Genomic DNA, 17357 nt, shown 5'->3' on the forward strand with positions numbered 1-17357 from the left:
AAATGAATGAACGTACTAGCTTTCTCACTTTTTTTAGCTATTGTAGGTCTTACGCTAATCATTACGTATGCGGCATCCAAGCGAACAAAAACGACCAGTGACTTTTATACAGCAGATGGAAGTTTAACCGGCTGGCAAAACGGCATGGCGATTGCCGGAGATTATATGTCTGCTGCGTCATTTTTAGGCATAGCTGGAATGGTAGCGCTTTCTGGATTTGACGGTTTTTTTTACAGCATCGGCTTTTTAGTTGCCTATCTCGTCGTGTTATACATTGTAGCTGAACCACTTCGCAACTTAGGAAAGTACACGATGGCAGATATGATAGCAGCTCGTTTTAACGAAAAGAAAGTGCGGGGAGTTGCCGCATTAAACACGATCACCATTTCCATTTTTTATATGATTGCGCAGCTTGTTGGAGCAGGAGCATTAATTCATTTATTACTTGGTCTAGATTACGTGTATTCTGTCTTGATTGTCGGCGTGTTGATGACGGTTTACGTTGTATTTGGAGGCATGACGGCGACCAGCTGGGTGCAGATTGTCAAAGCCTTGCTTCTCATGATTGGTACGTTCATTATTTCCATTATTGTATTTTCAAAATTTGATTTTAGCTTTGCTAAAATGTTTTCTGAGATGAAAACCGCAACTCCTCTTGGCGACGGATTTTTAAATCCAGGAAATAAATTCAAAAATCCGCTGGACATGATTTCGTTGAATTTAGCTCTTGTTCTTGGTACAGCAGGCCTTCCTCATATCCTTATTCGTTTCTTTACAGTAAAAGATGCCATCACCGCACGAAAGTCTGTTATTTATGCAACGTGGATCATTGGCGTTTTTTACATTATGACAATCTTTTTAGGGTTCGGTGCTGCTGCATTCGTAGGGTACGATGATATTATCAAAGCAAATGCAGCAGGAAACATGGCAGCTCCCCTGCTCGCTCAAGTTCTTGGCGGAGACTTTCTCTTTGCGTTTGTCTCAGCTGTAGCTTTTGCTACGATTTTAGCTGTTGTAGCTGGGCTGGTGCTCTCAGCAGCTTCAGCATTCGCTCACGACTTTTATAGTCATATTCTCCGTAAAGGGGCTGCAACTGAAAAAGAACAGGTAGTGGCTGCACGATGGGCTTCTATTGGGGTATCCATTCTATCTATTATTCTTGCATTATTTGCTCAAAACATGAACGTAGCATTTTTAGTTGCACTTGCATTTGCCGTAGCAGCGAGCGCTAACTTGCCAATTATTCTTCTTACTATTTTTTGGAAACGTTTTAATACAGCAGGAGCAGTCACTGGCATGCTGGTTGGACTATTCAGCTCACTGTTTTTAGTTGCCATTAGTCCAAACGTGTGGGCACCTGAGCCTGGAGCTGCTATCTTTGTAGGTGAACCGCTCATCACATTAACAAACCCTGGTATTATCTCCATTCCTCTAGGCTTCTTAGCTGCTTTTATAGGAACACTTCTTTCGTCTAAAAAAGCAGACGAAAAGAAATTTGATGAGATTTTAGTAAAAGCAAATACAGGTATGGGAATCGAAGAGCCTGTCAAACATTAATGCCAAAAAGCCTTGAAGCAGGTTGCTTCAAGGCTTTTTACTAGAATAAATCTTCTTGTAAGCCAATAGCGGCAATTTGTTCATTTCTAAACTTTACAGCTAACATATGCTCTTCTTCCCACGTACATTCAAAAAACAAACCAACTTCTCTTGTATCATGGGGTGCTTCAGGAACAAAGATTTGAATACACTCAACTAAAAAACCGATGTCTTTTCGCTTTTTTACATTCGGAACTAATAAGTCTACCACGTCTTTTTCAACTTGAGTTCTGTATTCATCTCGCACCTGTTGATAATAATCAAAAAGAGCTTTTTCCGTCCTCTTTAACAATAATTCGCTTTGAAGCCAAAATGCTTGAAAAGCCTCTTCTTGCCGTTTTTGAAATGGCTTCTCTTTATCTCCATCAATTGTCAGCAACACATGTTGTTGTTGTCCAAAGAAAGTGACCTGTTTTTCTCCAACCCAGGCCGAGTCATATAACAAAGATCCAAAAAGTGGATGATGTACTCGTAATGTTTGATTCATTGCATACCTGACCCTCTCAAAAAGTGGATTTCTGCTTGCATTGGCGTATAATAAATGGTGCTTGAAACAAACTTCTAAACTTATTCTATGTTACCATATTTTTTACAGAAAGGAGTGCCACAATGTGTGAATACAATTAAATCTTTATACCCTTACTTAAAACCTTACAAATGGCTCGCGCTGTTTGCCCCGCTATTGATGGTCATTGAAGTGTTAGCTGACCTTCTTCAGCCTACTATTATGCAGCATATCATTGATTATGGCATTGCAAACAACAATCAAACATATGTTATCACCCGAAGTATTCTTATGCTTATGTTAGCAATCATTGGCTTAGCTGCTGGTATCGTCTGCGCCATCCTTAGCACAAAAGCAGCAGTAAATTTTTCTACCGATATTCGAAAATCGCTTTTTGAAAAGATTGAAAACCTCTCAAACAGCAACAGAGATAAACTAGGGACTGGTCACTTAATCACCGTCATGACAAATGATGTAACGAGTGTTCAAAACGCATTGAATATGACGCTAAAAGTATTAGTTAGAGGACCTTTACTTTTTGCAGGAAGTATTGTGATCGTGTTATTAACCGCTCGTTCTTTGTTTCCTATTATCGTCGTGGTCGTCCCTATTTTATTTTTATGCATTTGGTTTGTGATCACGAAAGCCGGAAAACTTTTCAAAAAAGTTCAGCGAAGCGTTGATCGTGTAAACACAAAAGTCCAAGAAAATTTATCAGGGATGCGCGTAGTAAAAGCGTATGTAAGAGAATCATATGAAATCAATCAGTTTAAAGAAGCAAACAGCTCCTTGACGCAAGCTAATATGAGTGCTGTTCAGCTTATTTCGCTTTTAATGCCCGTTATTTTATTTGTAGTAAATATCGGCATGGTAGCTACTCTATGGCTGGGTGGACTTCAAGTTGAAGCAGGAAAAATTGAAGCAGGTGTGATTTTAGCTTTTATTAATTACTTAACGATTATTTTAAACGGACTTATGTCAAGCAGCATGGTGCTGATGCAAATTACACGTGCATTCCCTTCAGCTGAACGAATCGATTCTGTTTTAAAAACAAAAATAGACATTCCTCCAGCAAACTCTGCTGCTCAAATCAACAGGCTTAAAGGTGATCTATCGTTTCAAAACGTTACATACAGCTACAGTAAAAATGGAGAAAACGTATTAAAAGATATTTCATTTACTGCTAAACATGGGGAAACTATTGGCATTATCGGCTCTACTGGAAGCGGAAAATCGACGCTTGCAAAACTTATTTCGCGCTTATATGATCCTGATGGCGGCGAAATTTTTGTAGATGGAAAAAATCTGACAAACTATGACGTAAAAGAGCTTCGCTCATCCATTGGGTTTATTCCTCAAAAAGCTACACTGTTTACCGGAACGATTGATATGAATATTCGAATGGGAAACGATCATGCTTCTTCCTCAGAAATTGAAGATGCTGCAGCTTTTGCATGCGCAACGGAGTTTATTGAAAAACTCCCAGAAAAATATGAGTATCCTTTAACGCGAGGAGCAACCAACTTATCAGGAGGGCAAAAGCAGCGTCTTTCAATCGCGCGTGCATTTGTTAGAAAGCCTGCTATATTGGTCATTGATGATGCAACTTCCGCGTTGGATGCTGTCTCAGAAGCGCAGGTACTAACACATTTAAAAGAAGAGTTTTCCGATGCGACCGTCATTATTATTGCGTCTAAAATTTCGTCTCTTCTTCACGCTGATCATATTATCGTCATGGATGAAGGCAAAATTGCTGAACAAGGGACTCATGAAGAATTGCTTCGTCACCACTCTCTTTATTACGACATTTATCTAGCACAAGGCGGAAAAGAGGTGTTGCCTAGTGAATAATCAAGGTAAAAATCAAATGAGCTCTATTCGCGGCCCTAGAGGCATGATGAAGGGTCCTGTAGTGAAGCCAAAGAATGCGAAAAAAACACTATATAGAATCTGGTCATATATGGGAAAACGAAAGCCTCCGCTTGTGGCTGCGATCATCTTAGTTATTGTGACTTCCCTGCTTAATTTATTAGGCCCTTATTTAATTGGGGTTATTATTGACGAGCATATTATTCCCAAAGATATCAGCGGAACGATACGAATGTCACTCACTCTTGCAGGAATTTACATTACGACATCTTTGTTAACATGGCTGCAAACCTATTTAATGGTAAACGTTTCGTTTACGACCATCGGAATGCTCCGCCAAGATTTATTTGCAAAGCTTCAAACTCTCTCTCTTCGCTTTTTTGATAAGCGAGCTCACGGAGAGTTAATGAGCCGGGTTACGAATGATATTGATAACCTGAATAACGCTCTGAGTCAAAGCGTTATTCAGGCTCTGTCCTCTATTTTATCTCTAGTCGGTATTACCATTGCGATGTTCTCGCTCAACTGGATTCTTGCCATTATCACACTGATTGTTATTCCATTAATGGTTATAATCGTTCGACAAATATTAAAACGAAGCAGTGAAAATTTTGTCAAACGCCAAAAAGACTTAGGTGAGCTAAACGGCTTTGTAGAAGAAGCAATCTCTGGAGGAGAAGTTGTTACGCTTTTTAGTAAGGAAAAAGATTTTTTAACTGTTTTTAATGAACGAAATGAACAGCTGAGAAGTTCAGCAACAAAAGCAGAAACATTTTCAGGCTTTTTAGGTCCTGTCACAAACTTTATTAACAACTTAGGCTTAGCACTAGTGATTGGAGCAGGAGCATTTATGGCTGTTCAAGGTAGCGTTACAGTTGGGATGATCGCTTCATTTGTTAACTACTCACGTCAGTTCTCTCGCCCAATCAGTCAAATGGCAAACTTAGTAAACACTATTCTTTCGGCTATTGCCGGCGCAGAGCGCGTGTTTGCGATTATGGATGAGCAGCCGGACGTCACAAACAAGCCAAACGCTCTTTCTGTTACAAAATTTGCAGGAGACGTTGCTTTTGAGAACGTATCATTTGGCTATACTGACGAAAAAATGATTTTAAAAAATGTTACACTTACAGCAAAAAAAGGTGAAATGGTTGCTTTGGTCGGTCCTACAGGTTCTGGTAAAACAACAATCATTAACTTGCTCACACGATTTTATGACATCGCAAACGGAGACATTAAAATTGACGGCCGTTCCATCAGTGACTATAACATCCATGATTTACGAAATCGAATTGGCATTGTTCTTCAGGATACCTATTTATTTTCCGGTACGATTGCGGATAACATTCGATTCGGCCGGTTAGATGCCAGCGATGAAGAAGTGAAAAGCGCAGCAAAAATGGCAAATGCTCATTCTTTTATCAAGCACCTGCCGCAGCAATACGATACCGTGATTTCAGCCGGTGGAGGAAATTTAAGTGAAGGTCAAAAGCAACTCTTATCGATTGCCCGAGCCATGCTCTCTGACTGTGATATTTTAATTTTAGACGAAGCTACTTCCAATATTGATACAAAAACAGAAATTGATATTCAAAAAGGAATGAGTAATCTATTAAAAGGAAAAACAAGCTTTGTAATTGCCCACCGCCTCAAAACGATTGAAAATGCAAATCAAATTCTTGTCTTAAAAGACGGACAGATTATTGAAAAAGGAAATCATCACGAGCTATTAGAGAAACAAGGTTTTTACCACAAGCTCTATACGCAGCAGTTTACGATTTAAAAGAGGCTGGGACATAACTTAACCCAATCCAATCTAAAGACGAGAAAACGAACTATTGATCAATAGTTCGTTTTTTACTTCAACTAAAATACTTTTGTCTCAAGCTCTTTTTCGCTCTATCATTTATCTATCACAGCTACAATTTTCCCTTTTACTCGACGAGTCGCCAGTTCATCTAAAGCTGCCGGCACTTCGTCTAGTGAAATGACTTTTTCCACAAGAGCATTCAGCTTATTTTCTTGTAAAAGCAAAAGCATTTTATTTCCCATCTCCGCAAGTTTTTGCTGTTCTTTTACGTTGTTAGACTGATGTACGCTTCCTAATGCAACTTGATGAAACGATAGTGGATGCGCAAACGAAATCGCATCATTTACATTAGGAGGTCCTGCGATAAATGCAATTTGACCATTAAAAGCAAGAGCCTTTACCGACTCGTCTGCATTGTTACGCCCGACTGTATCCAAGACTAAATCTACACCGAGTCCATCGGTAAGCTCCAGCACTTTTTTCACAAAATCTTCTTTACGGTAGTCGATTGCATAGTCAGCACCTAAACTTTTTACAAACTCATGATTGGCAGAAGATGCGGTTGTAAGCACTGTAAGACCTGCATTTTTAGCAAGCTGAATGGCAAACCCTCCAACCCCTCCAGCACCTGCGTGAATTAAAATCGTTTGTCCTTTTGAAGCGTTCATTTTGTGAAACAATGCTTGATATGCTGTATACCCCGCACATGGAATAGCTGCAGCGTCTTCAAATGAAACTCCTTGTGGAATAAGGGAAACCGTATGAGCTGTTGTCACTCCGTACTGTGCAAACCCGCCTTTTTTTGATAAATCGCTATGATATACAACGCGGTCTCCGATTTTGACAGTTGTGACTTCTTCTCCCACTTCCTCGACAACGCCAGCTGAATCAAGTCCTAATACGTGAGGGTATGTCCAACTGGGATTACCGCCGTTTCCTGTTTTATAATCTACAGGGTTCAAGGCAGTAGCTTTAATTTTAACTAAAATTTCACCTTTAGCTGGATGCGGCTTTTGGATATTTCCGACTTTCATCTCACTTACTTTCCCTTTGCCTTCTAGCAGTAAAGCTTTCATCAAGATCTCCCCTTTTACATTTCTTCCTTCAATTAAAAGTTCTTTTTCAGTATAATAAATACATGTTGTTTACAAAAGACGGCACTTTCATGTAACCAGGTACCTTCCCGGTAACCTAGGTCTATGGATATTAAATTATTATATCCATATTTCATATCTGTTTATGAATGGAGGATTAGCGGTGAAAGCACCCCACTATAATGTACCTGTTGAAGCAACACTTGAAGTAATCGGCGGGAAATGGAAAGTCGTTATTTTATGCCTCTTAAAAGAAGGCGAAAAACGTTTTAGCGAACTTCAGCGAGCTATGCCTACTATTACTAAAAAAATGCTGTCTCAACAGCTAAAAGAATTAGAAAAAGACGGTGTAGTTAATAGAAAAGTATACAATGAAGTTCCTCCTAAAGTAGAGTACTCACTCAGTGAAGAAGGCGAGACCTTACGAGAAATTTTAAATATGATGTGCGCATGGGGAGATAGAAGAATGGGAAACACCCCAAATTGCAGCTAAGTTCTCCTAGCAGCTTTGTTAAAATAACCGAATAGCTGCTGGGAAGAGCTATTCGGTTGTTTTATCTATTTCCCTACTCTTTCTTATGAGTCGCCCTTGTGTAAGAACATCTGACAACACTATAGAATTCTTTCGCATTTTCATATATGATGATGTCGAACGATGCAGCCAGAATTGTCGAAATAAAACTCAAGAATGATAGGTGATTCAATGATGCAATTAGGTTTAGATTTATCTCAAAAACAACTATTAAAATTGGCCATGACACCTGAATTACGTCAGTCTATCAACATTTTAAATTATTCTACGGCCGATTTAGTTCATTATCTTCATGAGCAAGTCAATGAAAATCCTGTAATTAAACTGTCTGCTGGCGATTCTCAGCAAAAAAATTCATTTAACACTCGAGAACAGCGTTCATATTCAAAAGGTCACACCGATGACGAGTATAATCCGTTTAATTATATATCCGATCAAACTGTGACATTAGAGAGCCATTTATTAGAGCAGCTGTCTATGCTAAATCATTTACACTCACAGCAAAAACACATCGTTCAATTTCTAATTGGAAACTTAAATAAAAACGGCTTTTTAGCAATTGAACCAAAATTGGCAGCCGAACTGCTTAACGTTTCAATTGACGAAGTCAACGATATGATTCACGTTTTACAAAGCTTTGATCCAATCGGAGTGGGCGCTCAAAACTTTGTCGATTCACTGCTTATTCAAATTAAGGCCAAAAAGTCAAAGCCTCCTCTTTTATATGATGTGGTGAAACACGATATTGAAGATATTGCTAACAAAAAATATCGGAACATTTCAAAAAAATACTCTATTTCAATGCGCGAAGTACAAGAAATTGTTGACTGCTTGCGGACATTGAATCCTCGTCCAGCAGGAGATTTCTATGTTCCGCTTACGAAGTACATTTCGCCTGATGTAACGGTACAAAAAATAGACGGCCGCTATCATGTTATTCTTCATAGCGAGCTGCTTCCGCCCATCGAGATTAACAGCACCTACCAAAAACTGGTTCATCGCTCTGCATGCGTAACAACCGATCGATACGTACAGGAAAAAATCCATGAAGCTACTTGGCTAATTAATAGTATTGAGCAGCGTAATGCGACGATTTACAACGTGTCTAAAGCCATTGTGGAACATCAGCAAGATTTTTTTGAAATGGGTATTTCGGGGCTAAAGCCGCTTACCTTAAAAGATATTGCTCAAAAAGTAGACTGTCACGAATCAACGGTAAGCCGTGCAACTAACGGAAAGTATATTCAAACGCCGCGCGGACTGTTTGAACTAAAATACTTTTTCACTAATTCTTTAGAGAGAACCGATGGCGAACAAAGCAATTCTACCGCCTTTATAAAAGAGAAAATTAAAACATTAATTGCCGAAGAAAATAAATTAAAACCTCTTTCAGATCAAAAGCTCATGTCTCTTCTTTCCAGCGAAGGAATTCAAATTTCAAGAAGAACAGTAGCTAAATACCGTGAAGAAGCTGGAATTGAAAGTTCTTCTAAGCGGCGACGATTTTAATATTATTTATTCTAAATTACAGCTTTATCACTACTAAAAAGAACCCGTTGAATAAAAATCAACGGGTTCTTTTTATCGGTTTCCAATAAATAAAAGCCATATGATATTGATACGTATATTCATATGTGCCATTTATTTTCTTTACATGCTGTAAAATAATCTTCTCAGTTTCTAACTTGTCAATATCTTTAGAAAGCAGCTTTGTCGAGTTCTTCTTGATGAGATCTTCGTACGTCTCATAGGTTATCGTTTTGGTTATAGGAACCAGCTTACAATCTGCGTAAATACCCAGTTCATATAAAATATTTAGTAAGTCAATATATTCCTTACGACGCCATTTAATCTCGTACCCAAGTTTTCTATGTAACTCTACGTAATGAGGCTTTTCTGGACCCGCTGACATGCCGATAACCGCCAAACGATTAGCCGAATCATTCATATTTAAGAGACCATCGACAATATTATGCATACGATAAAAGCAGTTTATTCCTACTACCACGTCATAGTTATCTGTTAGACGCTCATACTCCCATTTACCTTCTATGAACTTTAGATTAGAGCGGGCATTTGATTGTTTTTGTAAGTAGCGGATGATGCTTGGCGAACAATCCATACACGTAAGTTCTTTTACATAATCCGCAATTGAAAACGTATAATTTCCCCAGCCAGGGCCAATTTCCATGACAGAGTCACTAGGATTCAAAAAAGCAAGAAGTTTTTGCTGAAGCTGTTTCACTACAGGATCATTTTCTGAATCAAAAGACATTTTTTCTAGATATTGCTGCCAAAATTCATCTTCAGCTTTGTCATTTATCATCCGTTCCGATATTGAACCGTCCCATTCTTTCAGCCCTTCCTGCCACTTTTTCACACAATCACTTTCATACACCGCAAATTTTGTAAGCTGCATGCATTCACATTCCCCTCTTTTACACGTAAACCTATACTAACATAAAGAAAAAGAGAGTTCCTTTTTAAACTGGAACTCTCTTTTTCTATTAGTTAAATTAGGCTGCTGCCTCTTCCTCTGTGTGATGCTTCTCTTTTCTGGCATTGATATAAAACATTATCAATGAAAGAGTGATGAAGATTGCTGCAAAGATTCCAAGTACGCCAGCCTGATGCCATACATAGCCGAAATCATCACCAATTGAAATAATTTCACGGAAACCGCGAATTGCATAGGTCATAGGCAAGTATGGATTGATTGCCTGGAAGAATTCCGGCACAAGTGCTTTAGGGAATGTACCTGCACTGCCGCCAATTTGAAGCAGCAGAATAATAAAGGCTAAATACTGCCCTACTTTTCCTAACCCTGTTGTTAAGAACAAGATCAGTGTAAAGAACGTTACACCTGTAATCATGGTAAAGATATAGAAGTGCCAAATGCTTGTTACGTTTAAATGCAAGCCCCAAAGAAGAGCTGTAACAGCAATCGCTGCTTGCAGCATACCTACAATAGTGATGACACTAAACTTACTTAAGAACCACGAAATACCTGATGTCGGTCGAATTGATGGCTCTTTCATTGGGTACACCGCTGAAAACATTAATGTTCCCGCAAACAAGCCAATACATAAGATGTATGGAGCTAATCCGACACCATACTTATCTACGTTATTTTGTTTATCTGATTTTAAATCCGTTGGATTTGAAAACATGCTGTATGTTTTATCATCTGCTTTAACATCTTTTGCATCTTTTGCACCATCCGCTAAAGATGAATGAAGCTCGCTTGTTCCATCTGATAATTTAGATGAACCGTCATATAGTTTGGATGAACCATTTGTTAACTCTTTAGAACCATTTGCTAATTTGGTTGCCCCGTTTTCTAACTGCGTTAAACCATTTGCTAGCGCTGCGCTTCCTTGTTCAGACTTCTTAAGCCCATCCACAAGTTGCTGCTGCCCATCAGCAAGCTTTCCAGCTCCTGTATGAGCGTCAGCTATACCGCTGTTTAGCTCTGCAAATTTGCTGTTGAACTGCTTTTCACCGTCTGCTAGTTTAACAGCACCGTTATATAATTGAGTTTGACCATTGTATAACTGAGTCTGTGCGTTGTATAACTGAGTTTGACCATTGTACAACTGATTTTGACCGTCAGCAATTTTATTAATGGCGCTTTGAATATCTTCTCCGCCTTTAGACAGCTTTTGAAGCGCCGCTGATAACTCTTGCACTTTATCTACTTTTGCTTTTAGCTGCTCTGCTTTTTGCTGCTGTTCATCCATAAACTGCTGAGATGTTAGCTTTTTAATTCCTGCAATCAGCGTTTGTTTTTGCTCATCGGGAATAGATTCGTTGCTGTTAATGCTGTCAATGAGAGCTTGCTGCTGCTGTTCAAACTCCGCTTTTTTTGAGTCTACTTGCTGTTTAATCTGAGTGATTTCCTGTTCCGCTTGATTAATTTGCTGCGTAACATTGCTCACTTCAGCATCTACTTGATTTAAGCCGCTTGTGAACTGCGGTAGTTTCCCTTGAAGTGTTTTTGTTCCTTCATTAAGTTGCTTTGTAGCATCTTGGAGTTTTTTGGTCCCACCTTGCAGTTTTTCAGTTCCGTCTTGTAGTTTTCCCAACCCAGTGCTAAGCTTTCCTGCACCTGTTTCAAGTTCTTTAGAAGCCGCATAAAGCTGTCCGCTTCCACTTTCTAGCTTCCCTAAACCGCTGTTTAGGCTGCCTAAGTTTTCATTAATTGTGTCCGCACCGTTTAGTAGCTTAGCTGCACCGGCATCTAGATCAGTTGCTCCTTTTCGTGCATCTGCTAATCCATTTGCCAATTTAGCTGTACCGTCTTCAAACGTAACCGTGCTGTCTGCTAGTTTCTTCATGTTATCTCGCAGCGTTTTCGAGCCATCTTCTAGCTCTCCTGCACCGTCACTTGCTTTTTGAAGACCGTCCGCTACTTGCTTAAAGCTGTCAAATACCGTTTCAGCATACTGCTTTGTGACTGCTTCTTTAATCTGATCATTGATTTTAGCTACTGCATTTGAGCTAATTTGAGCGCCTGAATAGTTCTTTCCGGCATTTGTATGGTAGATAAATTTCATTTTTTTAGGATTCTCATCCATTAATGTTGTTGCATTTTTGGAGAAATTCTTTGGAATTTCCAAAACTAAGTAGTAGTCCTCATTTTTTAAGCCTTCTAACGCTTTTTCTTTGTTCGTAAATTTCCAGTCAAATTTATCGTTTTTCTTTAAATCATCAACAAAATCACGACCGACATTCAATTTCTTTCCATCTAACGTAGCACCTTTATCTTCATTTACCACTGCAACTGGAATTTGATCTGTTTTTCCATATGGATCCCAGTAAGCAGATAAAAAGATGACATTATAAAGTAATGGAACAAATAACAATCCGCAAATCACAACAATAGTCATTGGTTTGGAAAAGATTTTTTTCCATTCTCCTTTAATCATATTCATGTTTTTTAGCCTCCAATAATCCTTACTTCCGCCTGACTGTTTGACCGAAAAACATTTTCGGTCATGAAGTTCTGATTAATGTTACCATATTCACAAGAATAAGGTCAATCGTTATTCTGTAATTAAAAGCTGATTTTAGCAGAAAGTTTAAAATCAGCTTTTTAAGATAACGTTCACACTAAATATCAGGCTTAAATCATGAGTTTCATTCGCATCGTTCTTAGTAAATGCCCGTCAAATTCATCATCAAATTCATCCACAAGCTGGAAACCTTTTGATTGATAAAATGCACGGCCTATTCCGTTTTCCCTTTCTACGTTAATGTAAACGATTTTTAATTCCTTCGAGCGCTTCATTCCTTTTTCTAACAATTGCGAACCGATTCCTTTTCCTTGATAAGCAGGCAGTATATAGATAGATCCTAGTTCTATTTCCCCTCTGTTTTGTAGTCGGAAAAAGTTAGCGTATCCTACGATTTTCTCATCAATAGTTGCTACATAAATGAACGAATTACGCAAGCGCCACAGCAGCCTTTTATTGGAGTATGCTTCTGAAAGAAACCGATTCTGAACGCTTCTAGGAATAATTCCTTCATATGTATCATACCAACTCATCTTTGCGACGTATTGAACAGACGTAATATCTTCTTTTCTCATTTTGCGAATGATTACCTCCACTCACATCCCTCCTGACAATTTACTGCTAAAATCGTACATAATTTCACCTGAAAAATATAGTTATAAATATATATTTTTAATTGTAACGCTCTAGAAGCATTGATTGATTTTAGAACCTTATGTATAATCGAGATAGATACAAATTGAAAATGATTATCATTAACAGGAGTGCTGAATGATGAATTTAACTACCGTGAGTATTGGCGACAAAGTAAAAGTTAAAAACATTGAATTTTTAGATAGATCATTAGAACGCCGCCTTCTTTCTTTTGGAGTAAAAAAAGGCTGCGAACTATGCATGAAGCAAAAAACCATCTTAGGAGGACCTTGTATTATTGAATGTCAAGGTCAAATGATTAGCATCCGAAAACGCGATGCGGCCAAAATTGAGGTTGAGACAGCATGAGTACAATTGCACTTTTAGGAAATCCAAACACAGGAAAAACTTCTTTATTCAATATATTAACAGATTCCTATGAATACGTAGGAAACTGGAGCGGTGTAACCGTTGAAAAGAAAGTTGGATCTATTAAAAAGCAAAACAGCCAGCTGGTTGATTTGCCGGGTGTGTATGACTTTACTCCTCTTTCTTCAGATGAAGCAGTGGTAACTAACTTTTTGTTAACCGGAGAATTTAACAGTATGCTGAATATTGTAGACGCTTCTCAGTTTGAAAGAAGCATGCATCTCACTATTCAAGCATTGGAATATGGAAAGCCATTAGTAATCGGCTTAAATATGATTGATGTAGCGGAAAAACGCGGATTGACTTTTAATTTGGAGAAGCTTAGCAAATCATTACATATTCCGGTTTCAGCGATTATTGCCCGCAATGGAAAAGGAATTAACGATCTGCTCTCTACTTTGAAGCAAGATTTAAAAGCCCCTTCATTTCAATTAAATTATGGGGAAACCGCTGAACAAGCAATTCATATGATTCAAACAAAAGCGGACGTCAGCAGATGGATGGCCATTCAGTTCTTAGCGGAAAATAGCGTAATCGAATCAACATTAAAAGAAAAAACGAGTTACTCAGAGCTGCTTGAGCTTCGAAAAGCCGCTGCACAAAAAATAAACAAGCGGCTTAGTGAGCATTTCTTTGACGTGCGTACGACATTTATTGAACGCATTTCGAGCGAGTGTATCATAAAGGGCAGCGAAACACCTTTAACTTTCACGGATCGAATCGATCGAATTGTGACGCATAAGTGGCTTGGTCTCCCTATTTTTCTTGGCTTAATGTATTTGATTTTTAATATTACGTTTACGTGGATTGGCGTTCCGCTTTCTGATAAACTGGACGGCTTCTTTGGCGGAACGCTTAGTGAAGGCGCTGATTCTCTTTTAAATGCAGCTGGTGCTGCTCCATTTATTCACGATTTAATTGTGGATGGCATTATTGCAGGAGTAGGCGGCGTACTGGTATTTGTACCACAAATTTTTGTCCTGTTCTTTTTCATTTCACTGCTTGAAGATTCAGGATACATGGCTAGAATTGCTGTAGTAATGGATCGTATAATGGAATTTTTCGGTTTGAACGGAAAAGCATTTATTCCGATGATTATTAGCTTTGGATGTAACGTACCGGGGATTATGGCCGCGCGTACAATTGAACAGCGAAAAGAGCGCCTTATGACCATTTTAGTCAATCCATTTATGAGCTGCTCAGCACGTCTTCCTGTATACGCTTTGTTTGTAGGTGCGTTTTTTGTGCAAAACGGAGCAGCTGTGGTGTTTTCTATGTACTTGCTTGGCATTATTTTAGCACTTGTTGTAACGAAAATTTTATCAGTAACGCTTCTTAAAGACGAACAATCAACTTTTATTGTTGAACTTCCTCCTTACCGCGTACCTCAAGCCAAGACTCTTTGGAGAAGCACGTGGGAAAAAGGCCGAAATTTCGTCCGAAAAGCAGGTACGGTTATTTTAGCTGGCTCTGTATTTATCTGGCTATCATCTTACGCTGGCCCTGGCGGTTTTGGAGTAGATATGGAAAATAGCTTTATGGCTATTATTGGAGGTGCTATCGCTCCTCTATTTATCCCTTTAGGTTTTGCGACATGGCAAGCTGTAGCATCACTGATTACAGGCTTCCTAGCGAAAGAAGTGGTTGTTTCAACTATGAGCATCATTTATAAAGTACAAGAAGGACAGCTTGGCGACACAATGAAGACATTCTTTACACCGCTAACAGCCTATACGTTTATGGTGTTTGTTCTTCTTTACGTTCCGTGTCTAGCAACCGTCGCTGTTATTCGACGAGAAACCGGCTCATTAAAATGGACAGCATTTGCTGTGGCCTACCCTTTGGTTGTCGCTTATCTCGTAGCTTTGCTTGTACACACTATTGGAAAAGTACTTGGTTTTTCTTAAAAGGAGTGAATAACATTGATTATTAACATTTTAATTGGGGTTTTGATTTTTGGGTATGCCCTTTATCATATGACAAAATTCTTCCGCAAGAGTACTCAGGGAAAATGTGCAAGCTGCGCACAGCAATCTTCTTGTGCAACGGATGATTGCGGTATTGACTGGGATAAAACGATTCAAGAGGCTCAAAATCAATCATCTTAATACATTAAAAAAGCATCCTGATAGACGGGATGCTTTTTTAATGTTACGCAACTAGTTTTAAAATGAGATGAGAAAGGACTTCCTTTTCCTCTTCACTGCTGACTTTCCATAACTCATGAAGGACTTTTTCTTCTCGGTTTCGAGGCTCCTCATTTTTGGCTAAATAGCTAGCCACTTTTTTTGTAGCAGCTGCTAATTGTTCCTCATTTAACCCGAGCTTTTTACCGACATGAACTTTTTGAGTTAAATAATCAGTAAACGTATCAAAATTCTGCAAAATTGCTTCTTTTTTCTCCGTCCCTAAATTATCTACCGTTTCTTCAATTTTATTCATGTCTTTTGTAGTTCCTTCATTCATTTGACTCACAGTTAACATCTCCTTCTTAGTGAATAGACTGATATGTTCTTTCACGCTCAGATTCTGGTTTTTCGTCCGGCGTCATCTTTTCCTTACTTATTTCAGAAGTTGCATCTTTCACTTTTTCACCAATTTGCTGTAAATCACTTTTAGCATCTTCTACCGTTGATTTTGCATCATGCGTAACGCTTTTCACATCTTCTGCTTGCTTAAAGAAATCTTCATTTACACGCTCGTACAAATGTTTGGCATCATTAATTGCATCTTTTAAAAGATTCGATGCATTTTTCATTTGCTGCACCATTTTTTCTTTTGTTTCTTGAGGGTTCTCTTTTACTTGATTAATCATGTTTGCAGAAGAGTCCTTTAATGTAACGGCTCTTCTTTTAACAGATGAGCGAGTTTTATTATCAAGTAATGTTATACATCCACCTACAACTGCCCCGACAACAACACCTTTTACTAGCTTGCTGCTGTAGCTTTTCCCCGTGGTGCTAACAGCAGCAGTGCTATTAGCTGTCTGTGGATTGTTATTAATTCCTACATCGTTGTTGATGCCTGCGCTGTTGCTTAAAGCAGGGTTTTGTAATTCAGATCGGTTTCTTTCCATTTTTACTGCCTCCTTTAGCATCGTTATTGAGTGATTTCCCATCTTTTTTTATATTTAAACAATTGAATTCATTAAAAATAAAAAACATGACTAAAGGCCACCTTTTATATCTCACTAGTCAAGAATAACTATATAGTAAAAAAAGCTAAATTTTTTAATGGAAAGATACAAGCCGGATTTTTGTAAAAGGATTGTCAGCACCGGTATAATAAGAAGTACTGTAAAAGAAATTTTATACTATTGGTCATAGGGGTGAAACAATTGAGCCAGCTTAATAAGGAATTTAACTGTGAAAAAGAATTAACGCTTGCTATTATCGGCGGAAAATGGAAGATGCTGATACTATGGCACTTAGGACGTGAAGGAACAAAACGGTTCGGGGAACTAAAATCGCTTATTCCTGATATTACGCCGCGCATGCTGGTTAACCAGCTGCGGGAACTGGAAGAAGATCTAATTGTTAACCGTAAAGTTTATCCTGTCGTACCACCTAAAGTCGAATACTCACTTACAAAAGAAGGAGAAAGTTTAATGCCTATTTTGACAGCCATGTACGATTGGGGTAAAAATTACCGTGATACAGTGCTGGTCAATCAAGAACAAAAGGCAGAAACGTTAATTAAATGATGGAAACGAATCCTTCTATTCCATAGTTTTTATTTTTTTATGCGGATGATATTACTCAATATCATCCGCATTTTTAATGAAAATTAAGCGGTTACAAGACTGATATGTCCATTAGTATACTTCTGTATACTATCATTCCCCACACTATTTGTGGGAAAAGTGCGTACTTTT

General features: G+C 38.5%; 16 protein-coding genes. 9 read left to right on the plus strand and 7 right to left on the minus strand.

The window, feature by feature from the left end:
* Positions 1–6: 6 nt before the first annotated feature.
* Complete coding sequence (locus AC1VNJ_RS10325) at positions 7–1557, plus strand: solute symporter family protein (protein ID WP_028412169.1); 1551 nt, start codon at positions 7–9, stop codon at positions 1555–1557.
* A 40-nt stretch (positions 1558–1597) separates the two neighbouring features.
* On the opposite strand, the gene AC1VNJ_RS10330 is transcribed toward AC1VNJ_RS10325, so the two are convergent.
* Positions 1598–2083, minus strand: a complete 486-nt coding sequence (locus AC1VNJ_RS10330) for a DUF6985 domain-containing protein (protein WP_028412168.1) — start codon at positions 2081–2083, stop codon at positions 1598–1600.
* 126 nt (positions 2084–2209) lie between these two features.
* On the opposite strand from AC1VNJ_RS10330, the gene AC1VNJ_RS10335 reads away from it, so the two are divergent.
* Positions 2210–3952, plus strand: coding sequence for an ABC transporter ATP-binding protein (locus AC1VNJ_RS10335; RefSeq protein ID WP_028412167.1), 1743 nt, complete (start codon positions 2210–2212; stop codon positions 3950–3952).
* A gap of 16 nt (positions 3953–3968) precedes the next feature.
* Positions 3969–5753, plus strand: a complete 1785-nt coding sequence (locus AC1VNJ_RS10340) for an ABC transporter ATP-binding protein (RefSeq protein WP_028412166.1) — start codon at positions 3969–3971, stop codon at positions 5751–5753.
* Between the two features lie 119 nt (positions 5754–5872).
* Here AC1VNJ_RS10340 and AC1VNJ_RS10345 read toward each other — a convergent pair whose 3' ends face one another.
* Positions 5873–6856: a zinc-binding dehydrogenase gene (locus AC1VNJ_RS10345; protein ID WP_033578159.1), complete on the minus strand. Its 984-nt coding sequence runs from the start codon at positions 6854–6856 to the stop codon at positions 5873–5875.
* A 163-nt stretch (positions 6857–7019) separates the two neighbouring features.
* Here AC1VNJ_RS10345 and AC1VNJ_RS10350 point away from each other — a divergent pair, with 163 nt between their 5' ends.
* Positions 7020–7367, plus strand: a complete 348-nt coding sequence (locus AC1VNJ_RS10350) for a winged helix-turn-helix transcriptional regulator (protein WP_482640769.1) — start codon at positions 7020–7022, stop codon at positions 7365–7367.
* A gap of 213 nt (positions 7368–7580) precedes the next feature.
* Positions 7581–8915 (plus strand): RNA polymerase factor sigma-54, encoded by a 1335-nt coding sequence (gene rpoN, locus AC1VNJ_RS10355; protein WP_028412164.1) that lies wholly within the window; start codon positions 7581–7583, stop codon positions 8913–8915.
* 58 nt (positions 8916–8973) lie between these two features.
* Here the strand turns inward: rpoN and AC1VNJ_RS10360 are convergent, their stop codons facing one another.
* The 3 genes from AC1VNJ_RS10360 to AC1VNJ_RS10370 form a co-directional block, all read right to left on the minus strand.
* Positions 8974–9825, minus strand: a complete 852-nt coding sequence (locus tag AC1VNJ_RS10360; protein ID WP_154989533.1) for a class I SAM-dependent methyltransferase — start codon at positions 9823–9825, stop codon at positions 8974–8976.
* 97 nt (positions 9826–9922) lie between these two features.
* Positions 9923–12340 carry a YhgE/Pip family protein gene (locus AC1VNJ_RS10365; RefSeq protein ID WP_482640770.1) on the minus strand — a complete coding sequence of 806 codons (2418 nt, stop codon included), beginning with the start codon at positions 12338–12340 and terminating at the stop codon, positions 9923–9925.
* Positions 12341–12531: 191 nt separating this feature from the next.
* Positions 12532–13017, minus strand: a complete 486-nt coding sequence (locus AC1VNJ_RS10370) for a GNAT family N-acetyltransferase (RefSeq protein WP_013081920.1) — start codon at positions 13015–13017, stop codon at positions 12532–12534.
* A 175-nt stretch (positions 13018–13192) separates the two neighbouring features.
* Between AC1VNJ_RS10370 and AC1VNJ_RS10375 the strand changes: the two genes are divergently transcribed.
* Genes AC1VNJ_RS10375 through AC1VNJ_RS10385 form a run of 3 tightly spaced genes read left to right on the plus strand, consistent with a single transcriptional unit; the run spans position 13193 to position 15591 of the window.
* Positions 13193–13423, plus strand: coding sequence for a FeoA family protein (locus AC1VNJ_RS10375; RefSeq protein ID WP_013055605.1), 231 nt, complete (start codon positions 13193–13195; stop codon positions 13421–13423).
* Entirely contained in the window at positions 13420–15390 is a 1971-nt protein-coding gene (gene feoB, locus AC1VNJ_RS10380) for a ferrous iron transport protein B (protein WP_482640771.1), read from the plus strand. The genes AC1VNJ_RS10375 and feoB overlap by 4 nt, the downstream gene beginning before the upstream one ends.
* Positions 15391–15405: 15 nt before the next feature.
* The gene (locus tag AC1VNJ_RS10385) at positions 15406–15591 is read left to right on the plus strand and encodes a FeoB-associated Cys-rich membrane protein (protein ID WP_013081918.1); all 186 of its coding nucleotides are present in this window, start codon (positions 15406–15408) and stop codon (positions 15589–15591) included.
* 43 nt (positions 15592–15634) lie between these two features.
* Here AC1VNJ_RS10385 and AC1VNJ_RS10390 read toward each other — a convergent pair whose 3' ends face one another.
* Entirely contained in the window at positions 15635–15958 is a 324-nt protein-coding gene (locus AC1VNJ_RS10390; protein WP_013081917.1) for a DUF3243 domain-containing protein, read from the minus strand.
* A 16-nt stretch (positions 15959–15974) separates the two neighbouring features.
* The gene (locus AC1VNJ_RS10395; RefSeq protein WP_033578155.1) at positions 15975–16559 is read right to left on the minus strand and encodes a hypothetical protein; all 585 of its coding nucleotides are present in this window, start codon (positions 16557–16559) and stop codon (positions 15975–15977) included.
* A gap of 261 nt (positions 16560–16820) precedes the next feature.
* Here AC1VNJ_RS10395 and hxlR point away from each other — a divergent pair, with 261 nt between their 5' ends.
* Positions 16821–17186, plus strand: a complete 366-nt coding sequence (gene hxlR / locus AC1VNJ_RS10400) for a transcriptional activator HxlR (protein ID WP_028412158.1) — start codon at positions 16821–16823, stop codon at positions 17184–17186.
* Positions 17187–17357: the final 171 nt, after the last annotated feature.

Source organism: Priestia sp. 3CA3 (genome assembly GCF_056836725.1).

Bases quoted from the DNA above. Each gene is read 5' to 3' on its own strand.
- AC1VNJ_RS10325 (WP_028412169.1), top strand. From the start codon at position 7: ATGAACGTACTAGCTTTCTCACTTTTTTTAGCTATTGTAGGTCTTACG.
- AC1VNJ_RS10330 (WP_028412168.1), bottom strand. From the start codon at position 2,083: ATGAATCAAACATTACGAGTACATCATCCACTTTTTGGATCTTTGTTA.
- AC1VNJ_RS10340 (WP_028412166.1), top strand. From the start codon at position 3,969: ATGAGCTCTATTCGCGGCCCTAGAGGCATGATGAAGGGTCCTGTAGTG.
- AC1VNJ_RS10345 (WP_033578159.1), bottom strand. From the start codon at position 6,856: ATGAAAGCTTTACTGCTAGAAGGCAAAGGGAAAGTAAGTGAGATGAAA.
- AC1VNJ_RS10350 (WP_482640769.1), top strand. From the start codon at position 7,020: ATGAATGGAGGATTAGCGGTGAAAGCACCCCACTATAATGTACCTGTT.
- rpoN (WP_028412164.1), top strand. From the start codon at position 7,581: ATGCAATTAGGTTTAGATTTATCTCAAAAACAACTATTAAAATTGGCC.
- AC1VNJ_RS10360 (WP_154989533.1), bottom strand. From the start codon at position 9,825: ATGCAGCTTACAAAATTTGCGGTGTATGAAAGTGATTGTGTGAAAAAG.
- AC1VNJ_RS10365 (WP_482640770.1), bottom strand. From the start codon at position 12,340: ATGAATATGATTAAAGGAGAATGGAAAAAAATCTTTTCCAAACCAATG.
- AC1VNJ_RS10375 (WP_013055605.1), top strand. From the start codon at position 13,193: ATGATGAATTTAACTACCGTGAGTATTGGCGACAAAGTAAAAGTTAAA.
- feoB (WP_482640771.1), top strand. From the start codon at position 13,420: ATGAGTACAATTGCACTTTTAGGAAATCCAAACACAGGAAAAACTTCT.
- AC1VNJ_RS10395 (WP_033578155.1), bottom strand. From the start codon at position 16,559: ATGGAAAGAAACCGATCTGAATTACAAAACCCTGCTTTAAGCAACAGC.